A 22,054-nucleotide genomic window follows, 5' to 3' on the forward strand; every position below is an offset into this window, starting at 1 on the left:
ATCCAATAATCCATAAATCCCAAAATCCCGGTTCTGACAATTGCCGCAGCCTTCAATCCAACTTCACAATCCTCTTCCTGAAAACATTTTCAGAACCAATATTTTCTATCACATAATTCCCCGATGGAAGAAAAGCCAAATCGAGACTTTGATTTCCTGAAACCTGTTTTGAGAAAACAATATTTCCTAGTTTATTGTAAACTTTCAACATTCCATCGATTTGACTTATGGATTGAAAGGTTATAGTTTTGAGGAATGGATTTGGAAAAACTTCAATGTGTATCTCTTCGGCGATTCTTTCATCAACAGAATTTAAAAGCGAGTCGCAAGCACTGCCAATAACCGGACCTAATTGATAATCCGGATTACTCGGTAAACCATAATATGTTCTTTTCCCTCCGAGATAAAAACTGAATGGTTGAAAGTCGCATGCTGCACCGGGTTGATCGGGATTATTAATTACACTTAAATTCATGTTGATGTAATTGTACATTGTGTCAGCATATGGAAAACTATTATGCCCAGGACTCTCATAGGCACGAGAGTAATATATTTTCCCATCAGGTGCAAGTCTTATCGCACCGGGACCAACAGGCGCAAGACTGCTATCAAGGGTATCGGCACTTGCAGATACAGGATTTACTGAAAGATCATACTGAATTAGGTATGATTGATCAACTCCTGTCCACCTGCTTGTTGACACATAAAATAAATTTCCATCAGGGCTGTAACTACCTTCCCAAAATAATCTATTTAAAGAAGGGGTTGTGATTTCAGGATAAATAACTTGAGGATTATTTATAACTCCGGAACATCTGTCAAAATCATACTCACACATGAAACCATTTAATCTAAGTGACATAATTTTTGACCCTTCTGGATTAATAATGATTTTTTGAAAATCTATATCCTTTGCATCATTAAAGTCATAATTTATTTCCTGCGAAATTCCACTTGGAGAAATTAAGTAAACGATGAATCTGTTATATGAGGTGAAAGGAGAACTAGATAGTTTAGATATAATCCACCAATCTCTTCCATTTGCATGCTTCACTACTTGTATACAATCTGCAATTCTATTATTATTAATTGTAACAGATTTTAAGACGACGGCGCCTCGACCCTGATCCAATCCCATGTCAATTAATGAATAGTAAATTCCATCAAAGTAAGTATGTGCACCTGTATGAAAAAGATAAAACAAATGATTGTTTCCGGGAAAAGGAATAATCTGCAGTTCGTTGTAAAGACCATCACCTATTATTGAATCAGCACCGTTATACATTGTGTCATGCATACTATTCCATACTATTGTCTTTGCCAGACTGACATATGTTTCTGTATAAAACAAAAGGTTCCCGGAAGAATCAGAAATTGAAGCACAACTCCCTCTACCGTCCATTCCACTATTAAATGGGATAGGGGCGGAAGGATTCCTAAAATCTATTCCCGCACTATCACCAAAACACCAAATAGAATTGCGATTTTGTGCATTTGTGAGAGAAAAAGAGAAAATGAAGATTATAGAAAAAAATAATTTCATAACGAAAGATAGGGAAATTTTACCTGATGAGAAATTGTTAACTTTTTACTTTCTCGCGTAGAAACCGTATAGGTCCTTCCAGGATGACCCTGGTAGACACCATATATAAACTGACTTGTCATCCTGAAAGGACCTTTTTGGTTATTAAGCTTTAAAGCTTCATTTTTAGAATTAGGTAATACAATTTATTTCTTTTATCGGACGGGAATACCTTTGACCTAAATCAAAGAACCTTCACCTCAAGCAACTTCTGTCCCTCAAGATAACACTCCAATAAATCATCCACCTTCACCTGCCCAACACCACTCGGCGTCCCAGTATAGATCAAGTCTCCTTTACGCAAAGTAATAAACTGCGAAACATAACTGATCACCTTCGCAAAATTGAAAAGCATCAGATTGCTGTTTCCGGTCTGAACAGTTTTGCCGTTAATATCTAAATGAAATTGAATGTTGTCTTTATCTTTCAGTTTTGAAAGTTCTATGAAGTCGCCGCAAGGAGCAGAGTGGTCAAAGGCTTTTGCAGGTTCCCAGGGTAAGCCTTTTTCTTTTTGCTTTTGCTGGATATCTCGCGCAGTGAAATCGATTCCGACAGTGATCTGATCGAAATACCGGTGTGCAAATTCTTCTGCAATCTTTTTCCTTCTTTGGAGATCTTCAGCACTAATTCAATTTCGTGGTGAATGTCTTTTGAAAAATCCGGGAGATAAAATGCTCTGTCGCGGGGAAGAATTGCTGTATCCGGTTTCAGAAAAAAAACAGGTTCGCCCGGAACTGCATTGTTCAGTTCCTTTGCATGTTCAACATAATTCCTTCCTATGCAGATTATTTTCATCTGTTATTTGTTGAACATTTTTAAACGTAATGCTGTGATCACATTTTTTGTATTCGTTGGAAAATCGCCTTTCATCATCCAGTCGTAATACGACGTATCTGATTTGAAAACATCAACAACCAATCTGCCTTTGTATTTACCGAAATTAAAACACTCTTCGTTTTTATCGTTGAAGACAATTCTTCCTGCTAGATCGACATTTTTTGTAATAGCACTGAATGTTGCCAGAAAATCGACATCGTTCTTCAATGATTCGTATTTATCCAGTTGAGAAAGCATCACTTCATAGGTTGCTAGAGTATCTGCTTCTGCAGAATGCGCATTCACCAGATCTTTATCGCAATAGAACTTATAAGCTGCTGCAAGCGTCCGTTGTTCCATCTTGTGAAAGATATTCTGTACATCGATCAGCTTTCTGGTAAGGATGTCAAAATCGATATTACAACGAGTGAATTCTTCTATCAGTAAAGGTACATCAAACTTGTTTGAATTATATCCAGCTAGATCACAACCGCCCAAAAACGTATTCAGTTCAGCAGACAAATCTTTGAAAGTAGGAGCGTCCTTAACATCTGCATCATAGATTCCATGGATCTTTGATGTCTCCAGTGGAATTGGAATTGTCGGATTTACTTTATAACATCTTGAATCTTTTGTACCATTAGGAAAAATTTTCAATAAAGCAATTTCAACAATTCTGTCTGCCCCAACGTTCGTTCCTGTAGTTTCCAGATCAAGAAAAACGATCGGACGTTTTAAATTTAATTCCATAATTTCTATTTAGTGGTTTTAACAGACACATTGTGTACGATCTCTTTGGTTGGAGAATCTGCTTCAATGGTCAACTCTTCATTGTATGGTTCAAAGTTATATCCTTCAACATGTAAAGTATATTTTCCGGGCATTACCGGTAATATAAAATCAGTAAAAGCAGAAGTAGGGGCAAATAAAATAGTTTTACCTGTTTCTTTATTTTCAACTGTTACTTTTGTGATCTCTGTTTTTCCACCTGTACTGGATGTCACAACACCCGATAAAAAATAGGTGAACGGATGATTTGATTCATCAGCGAATTCTACTTTGTAAATATCCTTGTCACCTAAACCTTCGGGTCTTACAGTTGACATATACGCAGTCTTGCCATCGCCCGTGAAGGAAATAAAAGTGTTATCATCCATGTCGTTCAACGGATATCCGATATTTTTTGCTTCGCCCCAGCTACTTGTACTTTCATTCCAGTCGGAACGGAAAATATCAAATCCACCCATACTGCTCCAGCCTTTGGAAGCAAAGTAAAGCGACTTTCCATCGATCGTCAGATATGGATAGTCCTCAGCATATTTTGTATTGATCGTACTGCCAAGATTCACTGCAGTCGACCATTCACCGTTCTTTTCTTTCTTGATCATATAAAGATCTGTTTCACCCAAACTACCTTTTACATCTGAAGAAAAGATCATGGTTGTTCCATCAAGAGATAGTGTAACTCCACCTTCAAGTGATTTTGAATTCAGATTCGTCGGCATCATTGCAGGACGTTGCCACATTTTACCTTTTAACATGGAAGCTCCAACATCACCGTAAAATTCAGCATTGTCAAAATAAATAAACACAAGGTCTCCTGTTGCTGAAAGTCCGACTGCTTCTTCATCCCATTCTGTATTCACCATTCCGCCGGCACCTTTTGCTTTTGTCCAGATGGTATCTCTCCAGAACGACGAATAAATATCTGCCGTATAGATTCCAAGGTCAGCAATAAATCCACCAACGTTCCCTTTTCTTCGTGAAGTGAAAACTAGCTGTTTTCCATCTGCTGAAATGAACGGATTGTATTCTTCGTAAATAGTGTTGACCGTCTTGCCCAGATTTGTAAAAGTTACATTCACGGGAGAAGCGACATGCAATTTACCATTGCCGCACATTTCAATTAAACGTTCGGCAGGAGTAAATTCTTTCGATAATTTCTGTTTGGAATCTCTAAAGTCTGTGAATGCTTTTATTGCTTCATCAAATTTCTCATTGTACATATAAGCTAATCCCAGTTGATAAGACCATTCTTTTTTTGCTGATGGAGAGCTACATGCATACTCAAGGTAGGGGAGAGCAGCTTTTTTATTTGCTGAAGTTTCCAGATAACAATAACCAAGTTTGTAATTGTAATCTACATTCTTTGGATCAGCTTTTACAAGATCTTTGTATGATAAAAGGGCACCGGAATAATCGCCGGTTGCAAACATCGTTGCTGCATCTTTCTTTACCAGTTTTGCTTCATCCATTGTCAGGACATGTGCTTTTGCTTTCTGACATTTTCCAATAGCAGGAAAAAAAGCAAAACAAACTATTACCAGCAATGCTCTGATACCGGTTGTATTCATAGTGGGAGAGAATTCTAAATTAAAATTGAATTAAATTGTTCGGTTGATATCAAATTGCTCCAGATAATCAGCGATGCGACGAATAAAACTACCGCCAAGTGAACCATCAACAACACGATGATCATATGAAAGTGAAAGGAACATCATGTGACGAATTCCGATCGAATCACCTTCCGGAGTTTCAATAACAGCAGGCTTTTTTCGGATAGCGCCAACAGCAAGTATTGCAACCTGCGGTTGATTGATGATCGGTGTGCCCATTACATTTCCAAATGAACCAACATTGGTAATAGTAAATGTTCCGTCCTGAATTTCATCAGGCTTAAGTTTATTGGTTCTTGCTCGATTGGCTAGATCATTTACGCTTTTTGTAATGCCAATCAGATTCAGATGATCTGCATTTTTAATTACAGGAACGATAAGATTTCCTGAAGGCAATGCAGTAGCCATTCCGATATTTATGTATTTTTTTACGATGATCTTTGTTCCATCAACTGAAACATTGACCATTGGGAAATCTCGGATCGCTTTGGCAACTGCTTCAATGAAGAGTGGAGTAAAGGTGATCTTTTCATTCTCGCGCTTCTCGAAAGTATTTTTCACTTTGTCTCTCCACTTCACCATATTCGTTACATCGGCTTCAACGTAAGAAGTAACATGCGGTGAAGTTTGTTTCGACATGACCATGTGATCAGCGATCAGCTTGCGCATGCGATCCATTTCAATGATCTCAACATTTCCTGAAACGGAAACTGCGGGAGCAGAGTAGGCCGGTTTATCTTTCGCAGGAGCCTGAATTGAAGGCTGCGAAGTAGACGGTGTTGATATTGCAGGTTGTGACCCACGATTTGTAATATGCTGAAGAAGATCTTGCTTTGTAAGTCTGTTATTTGCTCCACTGCCTTTGATGTTCTCCAGTTCATTCATCGGAACACCTTCCTGCTTTGCAATATTTCTTACCAAAGGAGAATAAAATCTTCCGCTTGCAGAATTTTTTTCAATCGTGACTTCAGTAGTATTATGTGAACTGCCATTTGATGAAGCAGTATTTTCAACTTTAACGGCTTGTGGTATCGCAACCGGTGCTGCTGTTTGTGCAGGTGCTGCTGAAACTTGTCCGCCAACCTCAGAAATTTCTGCGATCACTTCACCAACTTTTACAACCTGGCCTTCTTCAAATAATCGTTTGCCCATAATTCCGGCTGTAGGAGATGGAACTTCCGAATCAACTTTATCTGTTGCAATCTCTAAGATCGGCTCATCAGCTTCAATCGGATCACCTTCTTTTTTTAACCATTTTAAAATTGTTGCCTCAGCAACACTTTCGCCCATTTTGGGCATGATCAGTTGGACCATGGAGTTTGTTCGTATTTGATTTTGTTAACTAGTTGTCCATCGACCGGACTGTACAAATTTAGAAAATATCAGCCTCATCAGACTGCTTTTCTCCCTAAATTTCTCCACCCTTTCCGGATGATCTGCAAGTCTGTGTAAACTCTGTAATCTTTTGCATATAAAGAGTTTAGACGATTCGTCGTAAGTTGTTCTTTAGGGATGTTGTTCAATGCATCAATAGGGTTCAAAATTCCGGGTCTGATTCTCGGCAACATATTGTCGGATCGTTCCTGTTTTGAATATCCAACCCAGGAAATTTTTCCACTGAGGACTCTGAAAATATTTGCCATAAATCCTGCGGGATTTTTCTGTAACAAAACCATCACAGGCGATAAAATAAAAAATCCGACACTCAATAAAAGATCTATGAAACGTTTATTTCTTTTGTTCACACTCTTGTTGATGTTGTTTATGTCGATCACATAAAGTTCACCCGGATCTTCTACTGAATTGCTTCCGATAATAAATAAACTTTCAGGTGGCGCTATCTTAAATTCAAGTTCAGGTCGCTTTACCTGCGACATCACATCAATGATCTGCTGCGAAGAAATATCTTTTCCGCAAAAAATAATTTCATCAACTTTAAAGACTTCAGTTATCTCTGCTAAACGGTTAAAGTTCCCAAGGAAATATTTTTCGTATTCACTTGCTGTTGTTGCTGACATACTTTTGGCTTCAGGCTGAACGAAGCCAATAAAATTATGGGAGGTGTCTGATAATTTCAGTAGCGTCAAAACCCTGTGACTTTCTTCTTCCAATCCGACAATGATCAGTCGCTTTCTGTAATCGCCTGTCAGATTAAAGTCCCGACGACGGATCACATTCATCAGGAATCTGAATGCAACAATACTCAATGTAGCCCATACAGCACCAAGAAGAATAAGTGCTCTTGAGAATCGATAGGTTTCCGGAAGCAAGGCATAAATAACAAGGATCAGAAGTGTTCCGATGAAAATACCACGAACAATGCGGCTAAGTTTGATCGGCTGATCATAACCTCCGCTAAAGAAGATAGAAGTGATCCAGATCACACCATATGCAGGAACTGCAAAGCGCATGAATTCATCAGGATACCGGATCATAAAATTTGTTCCCCAATAATTTTTCAGAAGAAAAATTCCAATAATAACTAATGAAAGATCACAGATCGGCAGAAAGAAATTATCGATAAAGCGCGAAACGATTGCCGCTCCGGCTCTGAGATAGATTGCAATTTTTATGAAAAGGAAAACAGTGAAGCATTCGATTTTGAGAAATGTTTTTTGTCAAAAATGATCATTGCATTATAGAATACAAAAACATAATTGACGCTGCTTCTTTTTGTGCTTTCTCCTTTGTAATGAATGATTCTTGTTTTCGGGAAATAGTAATTTTTATAACCGGCTTTAATTATTCTGTATGAAAGATCGATGTCTTCACCATACATGGAAAAAATCTTCGTCGAGTAATCCAATCTAATCAAGAACACTTTTTCGCATCAACATAAATGCACCTGCAAGAATTTCTACGGGATGAGTTTCATTCTCATCAAGAAATCCCAGATGGTAGCGACCGAAAGTTTTTGACTTTGGAAATAATTTAGATAAACCGAAAATTTTATAGAATGCAACATCATAAGTCGGTAATCCGCGCTTTGACTCCGGCAGAAACTTGCCACTGCCATCGATCATTTTTACACCCAAACCACCGGCATCAGGATGTTCATCCATGAAGGTGACGATCTTTTCAAAAGTATCTTCTTCGACAACTGTATCAGGATTTAACAGAAGAACATATTCACCCTTTGATTCACGGATTGCCTGATTATTTGCTTTTGAAAAACCGCGGTTATCTTTATTGGCAATTAGCTTTACGGAAGGAAATTTTTTCTCAACCATTTCCACACTGCCGTCAACAGAATTATTGTCAACTACCCAGATCTCAGTTTCCACTTTCTGCGCAGACTTCAGAGCAGAATGCAGGCATTGCTCAAGAAAGTACTTAACGTTATAATTAACTATGATAACTGATAACTTCACAAGTGGTTTTTGAAGGTTCAAACATAAAAAAACAATTGAATTAAATCCGGCTAATTGATTTATTTCATCAACGAGTTTTCATAAGGAACTCTTTGAAGGATTGACCGTCCCAATGTAACCTCGTCAGCAAATTCCAGGTCACCGCCTACAGAGATCCCTCTGGCAATTGTCGAGAATTTCAATTCCGGACGATCGATCTGATTGATCTTCTTGAATATGAAAAAGGATGTAGTATCACCCTCCATTGTAGCAGGTAATGCTATAATGATCTCTGTGATCGAATTGTTTTTTATTCGTTCAAGAAGTGTTGGAATATTCAGATCATTTGGACCGATTCCATCCATCGGTGAGATGATCCCGCCTAAAATATGATAATGACCTTTGTACTGCTGGGTATTTTCAATTGCAATAACATCGCGGATATCTTCTACAATACACAGATATTGTTTGTCCCTTTTTGGATCCGAACATACTTCACAAACCTCTTTTTCAGAGATATTGTGACAAATTGAACAGTATTTTACTTCGTGATGCAACCTGACAAGTGCTTCCCCTAGACGCTCAGAGTCTTCCTTTGATGCTTTTAACAAATGCAACACCAACCGGAGTGCCGTTCGCTTACCGATTCCGGGAAGCCGACTCAATTCGGAAACCGTTTCTTCTAATATTCTTGATGAAAAAAGTACTCAATGTATTGTTGATAATTTTGAATGAACGACCTGCCCATTCGCTCGCTAAATTACTTACTTCGGGGCTTATTGGCAAGTAATATGAAGTGCTGATAAATTATTGGCAAAGATGTCTGAACTGCACTAAGTCTTGTCAAATTGCTCTTCATACAGTACTAATAAACGAACAATGTCTCCAGCACTAATCTTAAGTTGTGTCATAGCGTATTCAGCTTTACTTTTTTACGTCGTATGGAAGTCGAGCCGGAATGCAGACAATGAATCCTACTTTATCGGTAACAAATCATCGAAATGGTATCTGGTGGCTTATGGAATGATCGGGGCTTCGCTTTCCGGAGTAACTTTTATGTCTGTACCTGGACTGGTTGGAACAACAAGCTTTTCCTATATGGTATTGGTATTCGGATATTTCTTCGGGTATGCCATCATAGCTTTGGTTCTTTTGCCGCTTTATTACAAAATGAATCTCACTTCAATTTATACTTACCTGGAGCGGAGATTTGGATTCTGGAGCTATAAAACCGGAGCATTTTTCTTTATCGTATCAAGAACTATCGGTGCTGCCTTTAGATTATACATCGTTGTAAACGTACTTCAGTTGTTCATATTTGATGCATGGGGAGTTCCTTTCTGGGTAACTGTTCTAGCTTTTATTCTTCTGATCCTGCTTTATACTTATGAAGGCGGTGTCAAGACGATCGTGCTAACGGATACACTACAGACTACTTTCATGTTACTGGCTATTGTGATCTCTGTATTCTATATCTCGAACGAACTTGATATGGGGATCTTCGATCTCTTTAGTGCAATTCATGCGAAAGGCTATGACAAAATGTTCAATATGGACTGGCATTCTAAATCCTATTTTCTCAAACAGTTTTTTGGTGGAATGTTCATTGCTGTGGCCATGACCGGACTTGATCAGGAAATGATGCAAAAAAATATTAGTGTAAGAACGCTCGGAGATTCGCAGAAAAACATTTTTTCCTTCAGTTTCGTTTTGGTCTTCATTAATCTGTTGTTCTTGTGTCTTGGAGCATTGCTGTTTTTATATTCTACAGCAAAAGGAATTCCACTTCCGGAAAAGTCTGACGACCTGTTTCCGATCATAGCACTGAATCATCTTGGCGGATTAGTCGGAATAGTATTTATCATCGGACTGATATCAGCAGCTTATCCAAGTGCCGATGGTGCACTGACGGCTCTCACATCATCTTTCTGTATCGACTTCCTGAACTTTAAAAATCAGCGTGGACTGAAGAGCACAAGAAGAAGATTCGTTACATCGTCCATTTCTCATTTGCAGCTTTGTTGCTCTTAGTCATAATAATTTTCAGGGCCATCAACGATGATGCGGTAATCAGCAAATTGTTTACTGTAGCCAGTTACACCTATGGACCGCTTCTTGGACTTTTTGCCTATGGAATCCTTGCAAAACGCGAGATACGCGACAAATTTGTTCCGGTGATCTGTTTACTATCTCCTGCAATTTGTTATGTCCTAAATGAAAATTCTGTTCAATGGTTCAGCAATTATAAATTCGGTTTTGAATTGCTTATTGTAAATGGCTTGATTACGTATGGTGGGCTGTGGATGATTTCGAAGAAAAGCGTAATCAGTGCTTAGAGAGCTTAAAGAATTTCGAAGTTTCTGCGGATATTCTGCGTATTCTGCGCAATTCTGCGGGAAATAATCTAGTATCCAAAAGTTCAAATTCAAGCAAATTTTTGTTGAAAACAATGTTCACACTACGGCACGATTTTTAGGATTGTCGGCAGGTCAAATCCATAGATTTACAGAATGAAAAAAATGAAGGTATTATTTGTTCTCTTCTTTGCGTTAAATCTTGTTTTTGCACAGACAGAGAATTTACCTAAACAATCGATTGATGGTAAAACAGTATTTGTTTACAAAATTGCAGCAGGGGATGGCTGGTATTCAATTGCCAGAAAATTCAAAGTAACATATGCTGAATTAAAACTAGCCAATAAAAAAACTGACAAGCTGAAGGTTGGTGAAAAACTTTTTATACCATCTAAGCTGAAATCAAATGATCCTTATTTCGAAAAAAATAAGATCGATGAAACGGTTTCGCCATCTAAGTCCACCGATAAAAAAATCAGTCATAAAGTAAAGTCTTCAGAAACACTTTTTGCTATTGCAAAAAAGTATAATGTCTCCGTTGACCAGATAAAAAAACTGAACAAGCTAAAATCTACCTCTATAAAAAAAGGCCAGATACTTGTTATTTCTGAAAGCAATTCAGGAAAAGAAACAGTGACTGCAAAATCAGATGAGGTTAAGATCCATGAAGAGACCATTCAACCAATTGAAAAATTACCCAAGCCTGAGAAAATTGAAACGGAAAAAGTAACAAGTGTTTCTGTAGAAAAAGCTGAACCGGAACCAAAAGAAATCAAAGGGAAAGCCGAACATGGAATTGATGACAAGAAAATTGTATTTGCCAATGGTCGTCAGGAAGTAAATGAAACCGGAGTTGCTTCATGGATCGAAGACGAGACTTCAGGCAAAAATAAATACTATGCTTTGCATCGTACTGCTCCTCCGGGAACAATCATAAAGATCACCAACAGAATGAACTCACGTTCTATCTATGTAAAAGTTGTTGGTTTACTCCCTGATACAGGTGATAACGAAGGACTAATAATCAAAGTGTCAAAATCCGGCGCTGAAAAACTAGGTGTCATTGATCCGTTTCGCACTTTTGGGATCGTTCTGTTCGTTTGGTTCTTTCTATTAACCTTTAAATCTTGTTCAGATATCGCCCCCATCTTCTTTACGCCCGCGCGCTCATTTGAAAGGTGCAGGTGTCCATAATCGGGGGGGCGGGTGGCCTTTTGTTTCTGGCCAACAAAAAGATTGATCGCCGTTTCAGGCATCAAATGAAAAATAATTTAATCAGACAGATGTAATATTTTATATAAAGTCAAGATGCAGTATTCTGCATCTTGACTTTATTATTATTTTCTGAATTTCGAAGCAACAACAACCTCTTTACTTCCTTCAGTATATTCATAAAATCCAGTCTTACTTTTCACTCCCAGATTTCCTGCCATAACCATATTTACTAAAAGTGGGCAAGGAGCATATTTCGGATTTCCAAAACCATCGTGCAATGCACGCATGATGGATAAACAAACGTCAAGTCCAATCAAGTCGGCACGCTATAAAGGCCCCCTTGGATGCGCCATTCCAAATCGCATAAATGTATAAATCTCTTCAACTCCTGCAACTCCTTCATATAGTGAATAGATCGCTTCATTGATCATTGGCATTAAGATCCGGTTTGCAACAAATCCGGGGTAATCGTTTACTTCAACAGGAATCTTTTCAAGTTTACGTGAAAGATCGAAAACTGTTTTTGTTACTTCATCACTTGTTGCATACCCGCGAATTACTTCCACTAATTTCATGACCGGAACCGGATTCATGAAATGCATTCCGATAATTTTATCAGGTCGTTTTGTCTGAGCCGCAATTTTTGTAATTGAAATGGATGAAGTATTTGTGGATAAGATTGTATTTGAATCACAGAAAGCATCAAGGTCTCTGAAAATTTTACATTTCAGATCTATATTTTCTGTAGCTGCTTCAACAACCAGTCCGCAACCTTTTACACCTTCTTCCATTGAAGTAAAAGTTGAAAGATTAGCAATAGTAGAATCCTTTTGTTCTGCAGTTAATTTTCCTTTAGTAACCATCCGGTCAAGATTTTTACCAATGGTATCAGTTGCACGTTTCAAAGCATCAGCAGAAACATCGATCATATTTACTTTGAATCCATATTGAGCAAATACATGTGAAATTCCATTCCCCATTGTTCCTGCTCCGATAACTGCAACTTTCATAGTTAGTTTTTAAATTAAAGAATTATTTTCCTTTGTGTTTGATAATGATCATCGCTGTATAGATCATGATCTTGAAATCGACAGCTAAAGACATGTTCTCAATATAAATAAGATCGTATTTCAACCGCTCAATCATTTGATCAACATTCTCTGCGTATCCAAATTTTACCTGACCCCAGGAAGTAATTCCCGGACGAACTTTATGTAAATGGCGATAGTGTGGTGCCTGTTCCATGATCTTGTCTATGAAAAACTGACGTTCAGGACGAGGACCGACGATGGACATGTCACCTTTCAATACATTGTAAAACTGAGGAATTTCATCCAGGCGAATTTTACGCATCCACCGGCCGAATTTTGTAATACGGCTGTCAGTAGAGCTTGACAATTGTGGTCCGCTGTTTTCTGCATTCGAATACATTGAACGAAACTTATAGATCTTGAATGGTTTTCCATGCAGACCGATCCGTTCGTGACTGTAGAACAATCCTCCGGGTGATGATAATAAAACTCCAATTCCAGTAAAAATGTATAATGGAGAAAAGAAGATCATTACTATTACTGAGATCGTAATATCAATTATACGTTTGATAGATTGTTGCCAGACAGGCATTAGATTCGGCGAGATCTCAATTAAAGGAGCTCCGAAGATGGAATTCATCTTCACTGAACCTGACAATATATCGTACATGTCAGGAATGATCTTTACAATTACAGGAGTATCCTCAAGTTCATTGATGATGTTCCCGATGCTTTCGTGTTGAGAAGATTCAAGTGCAATTACTGCTTCTTCGATTTTATATTTGGTAATGATCTCTTTCAGATTTTTTATTCCGCCGAGATTTGACATTCTTTGCTCCAGTAAATGATCGTTATTTCCTGCAACATGTACAAAGCCTACAAATTTATTTCCCGCAGCTCTGAATTCTTTTTCCATCTGTTGCAGGAGATTTAAAGCTTTAGTATTACTGCCGATCATAATCGTGTTAAAGCCTATCTTCTTATTATAAATATCTCTGTTGATCTTTGTAGATAATAAAAATCTGAATAGAGCAGTGATCAGAAAATGCAATGTAAAGAGAGTGAAAAAGGTATGATAATATGATTTGTAGGAAATTACTGCATCATCAAGAAGTAAGAAAAAGAAAATGATAAGTACTCCTAATATCGATAGAAAAAGAGTTTGTCCCAGTTCTTTCAAACGACTTTTTCTGTAAATGTTCTGATAACTTCCAATCAATGCATATGTGATCGTCCATGCAATTGGTATGATCAGAATTCCATAATAGAATTTTTGATCCTTTAAAAAAATATCCTGAGAGTAGGGTTGACCTTCAATTACAGTTTTACGGTAAAGAAAAAACAAACCCCATGCAAGACAGGCAGAAAGCCAGTCAGCAAAAATAAATTTAAAGGTTTGTAATCGTTTATTCATTAATAAACTACTTTGAAATTATCGAAATATAAATTCGCTGAAACCAATGCTGAAGGTTTTTCAGCGTGTATATAGAATTTATATGAAGTTCCTTCATTGGTTACACCACCAAGATCGTTTACATTTATATAGATTTTTTTCCAATCACCGGATGCTCTGATATTTAACAGGTCTTGTTTAACAATTGTAAATGTTGTTATGAAAGTCCCGATAGTAAAATCGACATCAGATTTGTAATTCAGTTCTATATAGGTCAGTGAATTTAATGGTAGAGTGAAAGGTATAACAGAAGCAACTTCAAAGATCGTATTTGAATCTGCCAGAGTTACCATCCCCGAATTTCCTTCGAAAACATTTGGATCCGGTGCAGTAATAATTGTTAATGGGGTATTGCCTGTAGTTGTACTTACAAGGTCAAGACTTGCATCTTCAAAATCTTCCTTATTGGGATATGTGTTGAAAGAATTGTAAAATATTTTAGGTAATACGTTATAGGTTTCTCCGACATTCATAGTCATGGTGGTGTCGAAAGAATCATATTTTACATACGAAGTTCTCAGACTTGAAATACCGTTCTCAATAATCCCTGCGCGGATTGTAATACTGTGCTGTCCACCATCGGCAATTGGAATTTTACATGGTATCGGAAAAGTTCCAAGATAAACTCCGTCAACTATTACCCAGGCATCAGTGATCTTGTTTGAGTTACTTCCTGAAACAGCAAAATCAGAAGTTACCCTGAAACTGTCAATTTGAAGATAAGTAGGTGATGGACCGGCAGGCTCAATAATAGAACAAGAAGAAAATAATACCACTGAAATGAAAAGTGTGGCTAGCAGTGAGGAAAAAATAGTTGAGTTAACTTTCATATACTTATTATGCTAAAACATTCAATGAAGAATTGATCTTATCCATTATCTGATGTGCAACAACAAGTGCCTGGTAACCTTCATCTATTGTAACGGCGGTTGTACTGTCTGTCTGAATAGCATCGATAAATTGTTCCAGTTCCATTTTAATTGCATTTGACTCTTCAACTTTTGGTTGATCAAAGTAGATGATCTTTGAACCTTTATTATTTCCCAGATCGATTGTAATATCTAATGGTCCTGGTTCTCCAACCAGATTCTTCAAACGAACAACTTCGGTTTTTCTTTTGAGAAAATCTACTGATATATACGCATCCCGCTGAAAGAATCTGCTCTTTCTCATATTCTTTAAAGAGATCCTGCTTGCTGTTAAATTTGCAACACAACCATTGTCGAATTCTATTCTTGCATTGGCAATGTCTGCGGTATCACTTACAACTGCAACGCCACTGGCATTGATCTTTTTTATCGGTGATTTAACTGCACTCAGAATAATGTCAATGTCATGGATCATCAGATCATGTACAACTGACACATCAGTTCCCCGTGGATTGAATTCCGCCAGTCTGTGAGTCTCGATGAACAATGGTTGATTCAGATAATCTTTAGCAGCCAGAAAGGCCGGATTGAATCGTTCAACATGACCTACCTGTGCTTTTACTCCGGCTTCAGTCACAAGTGAAACCAGTTTCTTTCCTTCGTTTACAGTGTGCGTAATAGGTTTCTCTATAAACACATGCCTGGAAGCTCTAAGTGCTTTAGATGCGCATTCAAAATGAGCTACAGTAGGTGTAACAATGTCAATTGCATCAGACAACTCTATTAACTCGTCATAACTCTCGATAAATGGAATTCCTGATTCCAGGCTGTAAGCCCGGCCGTACTCAATATTTGAGTCATAAAAGCCAACAAGCTCTGCTTGTGGAATCTCCTTTAAGAGTCGCATATGGATCTTTCCTAAATGTCCGGCTCCGATCACTCCAATTTTCAACATCTTCGAGGTTTCAGTTTTTATAAAGTGTCGCGAAATTAACAAATATTACTGCCTTAAACCAACTTACTTCAAAGGTTTTGATACATGACTTTGTTAATATTTCCATAAATTTAATGAAAATAGAAGCAATCGTTAATGTTACTTTGTAGAATATGATTCGTTTACCGGAAGACAATTTCAAGCATCAAGGGATGCGGAAAAAACTTATTGACCTAATTAAGTCAAAAGGCATTGAAAATGAGGATGTTCTGAATGCTATGATGCGCGTTCCCCGTCATTTTTTTCTTGAACAGGCATTTTTAAATCAGGCTTATTCTGATCATGCTTTTCAGATCGGGGCCGGACAAACCATTTCTCAGCCATACACTGTTGCTTATCAAACGGCTTTGTTAAATATTAAGAAAGGTGATAAAGTTCTGGAGATTGGGACCGGAAGCGGATATCAGACCAGCGTTTTGGTAGAACTAGGTGCTAAGGTATTTTCAATTGAACGACAAAAAGAACTTTTTGACAGAACCAAAGAGCTGTTACCTGCAATGGGCTATTCTCCAAAATTATTTTATGGTGATGGTTATAAAGGCTTACCCGGATACGCACCATTCGACAAAATTCTGATCACATGCGGAGCACCTTTTATACCTGAAGAATTGATCAAACAATTAAAAGTAGGAGGGATCATGGTCATTCCTGTTGGAGCGGGAGAAGTACAGGTCATGAATCTCATCACAAAAATTTCCGAAACCGATATCGAAAAAAAGGAACTGAAGAATTTTAAATTTGTTCCGATGCTCGAAAATAAAGAATGGGGGAAACATTAATTAATAATTATAATGAATAATAAGGTCCTGCTTCAGCGGGACTTTTTTTTGGCTGAGTATATCCTGTGTTGAATTTTTAAACATGGAGAACATAAAAGAAATAAAGGAGAAAAAAGAGTCATCTCCTTTTTCTCCCTTTTTCCCTCAATTTTCTCCGTGTTAAAAAAATTCCGTATTTTATTTTTAACGAATAACAAAAACGAATAATGAAAACGAAAAAAGGCAGTCTGGTAAATTTTCTCCGGACTGCCTTTTTTCATTATTAATTATTAATTAATCAACATCCCACCACAAACGAGTTTCCTGTAGATCAGGGCCCTGATTTGAAATGGCAGCATTATAGTTTCCACTATTCAATGTTTGTTCATCAAGCGGATACTTGATACGTAGTGGAATTCCTGAACCATCAAGAACACCATCAGCAGGCATTTGAAGAATACCGAAATCAAGTCTTCTCCATTCTGTCCAACCTTGTGTTCCCTGATTGAAAAGAGCCATCCATTTTTGTTTACCGATTACTCTCTCCCATGTAGAATCCGCTGTTGCAAAATCCACAGATGGTTGAGCAAGGTAGGTACTAATTTCTGTAGGGGTTGCCGGAGTACCATTAAGTGTAGTCCAGAATTCAATACTAGCAGAAACACCTGCATCATAATGCGACCTCGCATCTCCGCCCGGTACTGCCCAATTTCTTGATGCAGCTTCAGCAAGCATAAACTCTACTTGAGCATAATCAAGATAAATTCCCGGGAGATCGGCTGAAAGTGTAAGGTCTGATCTTTGTGAAACTTGTGAGTTAGGAGTTGCTGCAGCATTTCCTTCGCTCAGACCATAAACTTCACCAACATAATTTCCTGTTGCGGTAGCAGGTAGAAACCATGTAGGAAGACGCGGATCGTTCTGTGCAAGCAAAATGTCAATCAAAACATTGCTACCTGCATAATCATTACGATTATCGATATACCTATTACCGTAGATTGGGTTGGCGTCTGTTCCTTCACCATAAGGGAATAATGCATTATCTGCATTTGAAGTAAATGCACCATTTGCTGCTGCTGCTTCAAACTCAGTTCTAGCAGTGGCTGCAACACTTGGTACATCTGCCATGCGTAGGGCTACACGCATCTTTACTGAATTTCCAAACTTTCTCCAAAGATCCATATCACCACCATAGATAAGATCGTTTACCGGTCCGGCTTCACCTGTGTTGATCAATGCAATTGCCTCATTGATCTCAGACATTAGTCCTGAATAAATTTCAGACTGAGAATCATATTTAGGTGCGCGGAATTCATCAGGTTTCAATGCTTGAGAATAAGGAATGTCACCCCAGGCATCTGTCATGTTCTGAATAATCCAGACACGAAGAATTGTCGCAGCAGCAATTTGATTTGCTGGAAATCCGGAGACAGAACTTCCTGCCGGATCTGATTGACATTTCTGAATGATTGTATTCAATTCATTCAATCCGCCAACTAATAATCCGTCTCCCGGATCATTTAAGCCACCGGAATAAAACAGTCCCCAATATGCATTTGTAATTGCTGTACGGAACTGGTAACGGCTTTCAGAAGAGTATTGATTCGATGACCAATATTGTGCAAGCTGGTTGCCCATGTTGGCACCCCACCATACATCAACTGAATTGTCCATGATCCCTCTTTGTGCTCCAACTAATAAATAGCTATTAGGAACTTCACGCGGATTATTCGGATCATCATTGTATGTGTCAAAATTCTTTTCACACGAACTTAGCACTAAAGCAAGGCCCGTCAGAAGAACTGCTGATCTTTTATATATGATTTTTTTCATTTTTCTGTTTTTAAAGTTCTTGATTAGAATCTAACGTTTAATGTTACTCCATAAGTTCTTTCTGTAGGAAGCTGAGCACCTTCCAGACCTTGAACGTTGCTTGTAGAAACAGCTGATTCAGGATCGATGTTCGGAACATTTTTGTGAAGGATAGCCAGATTTCTTCCAACTAAAGAAACTGAAACTCCCTGGATAGATGATTTCAGGAATAATTTTTTTGGAAGTGCATAAGTCAATGAGAGTTCACGGAACTTGATGAATGAAGCATCATAAACATCAGCTGCAGTGATCACATATCCACCATCAAGGAAGAAGTGGTCAATAGCTGCGATAGAAGTTGTGTTTGGTGTTCCATTTGATATAGGATTTCCTAGATCATCTACTCCTGTTTGTTCTACACCTTCAAGGATCAGTCCGTTTTCACGAATTCCACCCTCTGCTGTTTCTTTCAAAGTACCTGAGTATTTACCCCACATGTTTGTCATTGAGAATAGCTTTCCACCATCCTGGAAATCGATCAATCCAAATAAACGGAAGCCTTTGTATTCAAACCATGTACTTACACCACCTGTAAAGTTTGGAAGCACTGATCCAAGCGGTTGAACTTTTGCAGTTCTTGCATAAGCACCACCATCAATGATGTGATTTCCGTTTGCATCATAAGCATAATCATAACCTACGATCTGACCAAATGCCATACCCGGACGAGCTTCGAATGTTGCGGAGAAAGGAGCGTTTTGAATACGTAGACTTTGTGTTTCATTACCGTTCTCATCAGTGAATAATTTTTCAACCATGTTTGTGTTTTTAGCGTAGTTAACTCCAACGCCCCAAACAAAACCTGATTTAGTTTTGATCACCTGACCATCGATCTGTAACTCTATACCTTTGTTGCTGATCTCAGCTGCATTATAGAATTTAGAAGTGTATCCTGTAGAAAGAGATTGCTGTACTGCGAAGATTACATCTTTAGAAGTCGTGTTATAATATGTGAAGTCTAAATTGATTCTTCCTTCTAAGAAGATTAACTGTGTTCCGATTTCAATTGAACTTGTTTTTTCAGGTTGTAATTCGGAATTATTTGCAATATTTGGAACAATTGCAGTAGCAAAACCTGCAAAGTTACTGGAAACCACAGGACGTGTTGCGGTTGATGCATATGGAACCGGATCGATAGCAGTATTTGCCCATCCTAATCTTAGTTTACCCAGACTTAACCATTTTGCTTTGATGAATTCAGAATAAAGGAAACTTGCAGTTGCAGAAGGATAGAAGTAAGAGTTATTATCTGCTGGTAACGTTGAACTCCAGTCATTTCTTCCTGTTAAATCAAGATATAAGAATGATTTGTAAGCAAATGAAGCACTTGCATAAAGTGAATTTCTGCGAAGTCTTGATTTAAGTGGAGTTGAAAGTAGATTTCCAACTGAATTAGTTAAATTATAATATTCAGGAACATTTAGACCGCCTTGTGTTTCAATATAATTATTTTCAGATTTTCTGTCCTGTCTGTTTGCACCAACGAAAGCTGTCAGGTTAAGTGAAGAACTAAGCTCTGTTTTATAATTCAACTTCATTTCATAGTTGTTTTCATTGAAGAAAATGTTTTGTTCCAGATATTCTGATGTATTTACACCACCTTTAGCAATACGCTCCTGACGGTTATCATTGTAATAGTCAGTTTTGATTGCTCCTGATAATGATAATTTTGGAGTGAACTCGTAATTTAATGCAGCAGCACCATAAACACGGTTACGCTGATCTGTTTCATAATTTTCATAAGCTACCCAATATGGATTATCCCAGTAGAGTGGAGTAAGATCAGTTTCAGAATTCATATTCCATGTACGCTGACTTCCATCCGGATTAGTGTAGTCTTTCAATTGTTCCATGTCTAACTGACGTTCCCACCATTGTGTGAAATTTGAAGTAAGGTTATTGTAACCTGTTTGCGGACGACCTTTGCCATTTGCTCCAACATAATTTACACTCAAGGTACTTGAGATCTTTGGAGTGAATTTGTTAGACCCGTTAAAGCTGAAAATATTTCTGTTGATCTTTGAATTAGGAACTGTTCCTGTTTGATTAAAGTTTGTATAAGACAAACGATATTTTGTAAGTTCATTACCACCATCAACTGAAACGTTATTGTTTGTTGTAACACCTGTTTCGAAGAAGTCTTTGATGTTATCCGGATGAGCTACCCAAGGTGTAAGTTTTCCATAGTTCGGCATACTTGGATAGTAGCTATCCCACTGACGTACTAACTGGCCTTCTAATTTCGGGCCCCAGCTTCCATCATATTCAAAATTCGAACGAAGTTGAGTCGGATCAAGATCACTAACGATAAAGTCAGGACTTGCACCACCACCATAAAGATCCTGATATTCAGGTAATACGGCTACTTTACTGAAAGTGATACCTGAAGATAGAGATACTCCGATTGGATTTTTTCCGCCAGCGACACGTGTACTTCCTTTTTTAGTTGTGATAATTACCACACCATTGGCTCCCTGAGAGCCATAAAGTGCAGTTGCAGAAGCACCTTTAAGTACGTTAATGGTTTCAATGTCGTCAGGATTGATATCCTGAGCAGCATTACCATAATCGTAACCTAATGCACCACGAGCCTGATCAAGTGTTGTAAAATTTCCATTGTTTACAGGAACTCCATCAACAACGAAAAGTGGTTGATTCTCATAAGAGATCGAACGAACTCCACGAAGTAGAATTCTTGAGGAACCACCAATATTGGAAGATCCTGAAATTGTTACACCGGCAACACGACCTTGAAGTGAATTGATGAAGTTTCCTTCTTTTGCAACGGAAATGTCATCACCTTTTACTTGCTGTGTAGCATAACCTAATGACTTCTGCTCTCTGGTAACTCCAAGGGCAGTTACTACCACTTGATTCAATTGTTGAATGTTTGGTTCAAGTGTAACGTTCACAACATCCGATGCAGTAAGATCAAATGTTTTTGTCATAAAGCCAATTCCGGAGATTTGAATTTGCTTCGCATCGGCGGGTACACCAACTTTGAAATTCCCATCAATATCAGTTGTGGTTCCGACGGTTGTCCCGACGACCAGAACAGTCACACCGGGTATACCTAGATTATCTTGCGAGGAGATAACCTTTCCGGTGATTTGTCTTTCTTGCGCATGCACTTGCAGACTAAAGAATGCAAGCATTAGCGCGAATAGCGTAAGTGCTTTTCTCATAGAGGTTAGATTTGGTTAAACGAATTCCTTAAATTTTGTCTAATTTAAAGAATTACTAATTAGATTAACAAAATTTAACCTAAATTCTTTATTAACAATTTTATAATGTTCTGATATTAAATTTATTCATTTCATTAATGTTAATGAAATTTGTGCTTTAAAAGTGACAATTATCGGTT

13 protein-coding genes and 4 pseudogenes are annotated in these 22,054 nt (G+C 37.9%); 3 read left to right on the forward strand and 14 right to left on the reverse strand.

Annotated features, from left to right (window positions below):
* Positions 1-52: 52 nt before the first annotated feature.
* From IPL24_01240 to recR, 8 genes and pseudogenes are all read right to left on the reverse strand, one after another.
* Positions 53-1,402 carry a T9SS type A sorting domain-containing protein gene (locus IPL24_01240; GenBank protein MBK8362338.1) on the reverse strand — a complete coding sequence of 450 codons (1,350 nt, stop codon included), beginning with the start codon at positions 1,400-1,402 and terminating at the stop codon, positions 53-55.
* Positions 1,403-1,766: 364 nt separating this feature from the next.
* Positions 1,767-2,377: pseudogene (locus tag IPL24_01245) on the reverse strand (fumarylacetoacetate hydrolase family protein).
* A 3-nt stretch (positions 2,378-2,380) separates the two neighbouring features.
* The gene (locus IPL24_01250) at positions 2,381-3,148 is read right to left on the reverse strand and encodes a 3'-5' exonuclease (GenBank protein MBK8362339.1); all 768 of its coding nucleotides are present in this window, start codon (positions 3,146-3,148) and stop codon (positions 2,381-2,383) included.
* A 5-nt stretch (positions 3,149-3,153) separates the two neighbouring features.
* Entirely contained in the window at positions 3,154-4,752 is a 1,599-nt protein-coding gene (locus tag IPL24_01255) for a PD40 domain-containing protein (protein MBK8362340.1), read from the reverse strand.
* A gap of 30 nt (positions 4,753-4,782) precedes the next feature.
* Positions 4,783-6,108: a 2-oxo acid dehydrogenase subunit E2 gene (locus IPL24_01260; protein ID MBK8362341.1), complete on the reverse strand. Its 1,326-nt coding sequence runs from the start codon at positions 6,106-6,108 to the stop codon at positions 4,783-4,785.
* Between the two features lie 77 nt (positions 6,109-6,185).
* The gene (locus IPL24_01265; protein MBK8362342.1) at positions 6,186-7,229 is read right to left on the reverse strand and encodes a hypothetical protein; all 1,044 of its coding nucleotides are present in this window, start codon (positions 7,227-7,229) and stop codon (positions 6,186-6,188) included.
* A gap of 134 nt (positions 7,230-7,363) precedes the next feature.
* Positions 7,364-8,165, reverse strand: a pseudogene (locus IPL24_01270) (glycosyltransferase family 2 protein).
* Positions 8,166-8,224: 59 nt separating this feature from the next.
* Positions 8,225-8,833, reverse strand: a complete 609-nt coding sequence (gene recR / locus IPL24_01275; GenBank protein MBK8362343.1) for a recombination protein RecR — start codon at positions 8,831-8,833, stop codon at positions 8,225-8,227.
* Positions 8,834-9,023: 190 nt separating this feature from the next.
* Here recR and IPL24_01280 point away from each other — a divergent pair.
* Positions 9,024-10,480 (forward strand): annotated as a pseudogene (locus IPL24_01280) (sodium:solute symporter).
* A 183-nt stretch (positions 10,481-10,663) separates the two neighbouring features.
* The gene (locus IPL24_01285) at positions 10,664-11,692 is read left to right on the forward strand and encodes a LysM peptidoglycan-binding domain-containing protein (protein ID MBK8362344.1); all 1,029 of its coding nucleotides are present in this window, start codon (positions 10,664-10,666) and stop codon (positions 11,690-11,692) included.
* 143 nt (positions 11,693-11,835) lie between these two features.
* Here the strand turns inward: IPL24_01285 and IPL24_01290 are convergent.
* The 4 genes and pseudogenes from IPL24_01290 to IPL24_01305 all read right to left on the reverse strand — a co-directional run bounded on the left by IPL24_01290 (position 11,836) and on the right by IPL24_01305 (position 16,021).
* Positions 11,836-12,723: pseudogene (locus IPL24_01290) on the reverse strand (3-hydroxybutyryl-CoA dehydrogenase).
* A 22-nt stretch (positions 12,724-12,745) separates the two neighbouring features.
* Complete coding sequence (locus tag IPL24_01295; protein MBK8362345.1) at positions 12,746-14,158, reverse strand: sugar transferase; 1,413 nt, start codon at positions 14,156-14,158, stop codon at positions 12,746-12,748.
* Positions 14,158-15,027, reverse strand: a complete 870-nt coding sequence (locus IPL24_01300) for a hypothetical protein (GenBank protein MBK8362346.1) — start codon at positions 15,025-15,027, stop codon at positions 14,158-14,160. The genes IPL24_01295 and IPL24_01300 overlap by 1 nt, the downstream gene beginning before the upstream one ends.
* 7 nt (positions 15,028-15,034) lie before the next feature.
* A complete protein-coding gene (locus IPL24_01305; GenBank protein MBK8362347.1) occupies positions 15,035-16,021 on the reverse strand; it encodes a Gfo/Idh/MocA family oxidoreductase in 987 nt (328 codons plus the stop codon).
* Positions 16,022-16,173: 152 nt separating this feature from the next.
* Between IPL24_01305 and IPL24_01310 the strand changes: the two genes are divergently transcribed.
* Positions 16,174-16,839 (forward strand): protein-L-isoaspartate(D-aspartate) O-methyltransferase, encoded by a 666-nt coding sequence (locus tag IPL24_01310; GenBank protein ID MBK8362348.1) that lies wholly within the window; start codon positions 16,174-16,176, stop codon positions 16,837-16,839.
* A gap of 273 nt (positions 16,840-17,112) precedes the next feature.
* On the opposite strand, the gene IPL24_01315 is transcribed toward IPL24_01310, so the two are convergent.
* Both IPL24_01315 and IPL24_01320 read right to left on the reverse strand, forming a co-directional pair.
* Positions 17,113-18,651, reverse strand: a complete 1,539-nt coding sequence (locus IPL24_01315) for a SusD/RagB family nutrient-binding outer membrane lipoprotein (GenBank protein MBK8362349.1) — start codon at positions 18,649-18,651, stop codon at positions 17,113-17,115.
* 23 nt (positions 18,652-18,674) lie between these two features.
* Complete coding sequence (locus IPL24_01320; GenBank protein MBK8362350.1) at positions 18,675-21,875, reverse strand: SusC/RagA family TonB-linked outer membrane protein; 3,201 nt, start codon at positions 21,873-21,875, stop codon at positions 18,675-18,677.
* Between the last annotated feature and the right edge of the window lie 179 nt (positions 21,876-22,054).

This window comes from Bacteroidota bacterium, from assembly GCA_016711505.1.
GTDB lineage: Bacteria > Bacteroidota > Bacteroidia > AKYH767-A > 2013-40CM-41-45 > JADKIH01.

Excerpts from the sequence above, each read along its gene's own strand:
- IPL24_01240 (MBK8362338.1), bottom strand. The coding sequence starts at position 1,402 with ATGGACGGTAGAGGGAGTTGTGCTTCAATTTCTGATTCTTCCGGGAAC.
- IPL24_01250 (MBK8362339.1), bottom strand. The coding sequence starts at position 3,148 with ATGGAATTAAATTTAAAACGTCCGATCGTTTTTCTTGATCTGGAAACT.
- IPL24_01255 (MBK8362340.1), bottom strand. The coding sequence starts at position 4,752 with ATGAATACAACCGGTATCAGAGCATTGCTGGTAATAGTTTGTTTTGCT.
- IPL24_01260 (MBK8362341.1), bottom strand. The coding sequence starts at position 6,108 with ATGGTCCAACTGATCATGCCCAAAATGGGCGAAAGTGTTGCTGAGGCA.
- IPL24_01265 (MBK8362342.1), bottom strand. The coding sequence starts at position 7,229 with ATGATCCGGTATCCTGATGAATTCATGCGCTTTGCAGTTCCTGCATAT.
- IPL24_01285 (MBK8362344.1), top strand. The coding sequence starts at position 10,664 with ATGAAGGTATTATTTGTTCTCTTCTTTGCGTTAAATCTTGTTTTTGCA.
- IPL24_01295 (MBK8362345.1), bottom strand. The coding sequence starts at position 14,158 with ATGAATAAACGATTACAAACCTTTAAATTTATTTTTGCTGACTGGCTT.
- IPL24_01300 (MBK8362346.1), bottom strand. The coding sequence starts at position 15,027 with ATGAAAGTTAACTCAACTATTTTTTCCTCACTGCTAGCCACACTTTTC.
- IPL24_01305 (MBK8362347.1), bottom strand. The coding sequence starts at position 16,021 with ATGTTGAAAATTGGAGTGATCGGAGCCGGACATTTAGGAAAGATCCAT.
- IPL24_01310 (MBK8362348.1), top strand. The coding sequence starts at position 16,174 with ATGATTCGTTTACCGGAAGACAATTTCAAGCATCAAGGGATGCGGAAA.
- IPL24_01315 (MBK8362349.1), bottom strand. The coding sequence starts at position 18,651 with ATGAAAAAAATCATATATAAAAGATCAGCAGTTCTTCTGACGGGCCTT.
- IPL24_01320 (MBK8362350.1), bottom strand. The coding sequence starts at position 21,875 with ATGAGAAAAGCACTTACGCTATTCGCGCTAATGCTTGCATTCTTTAGT.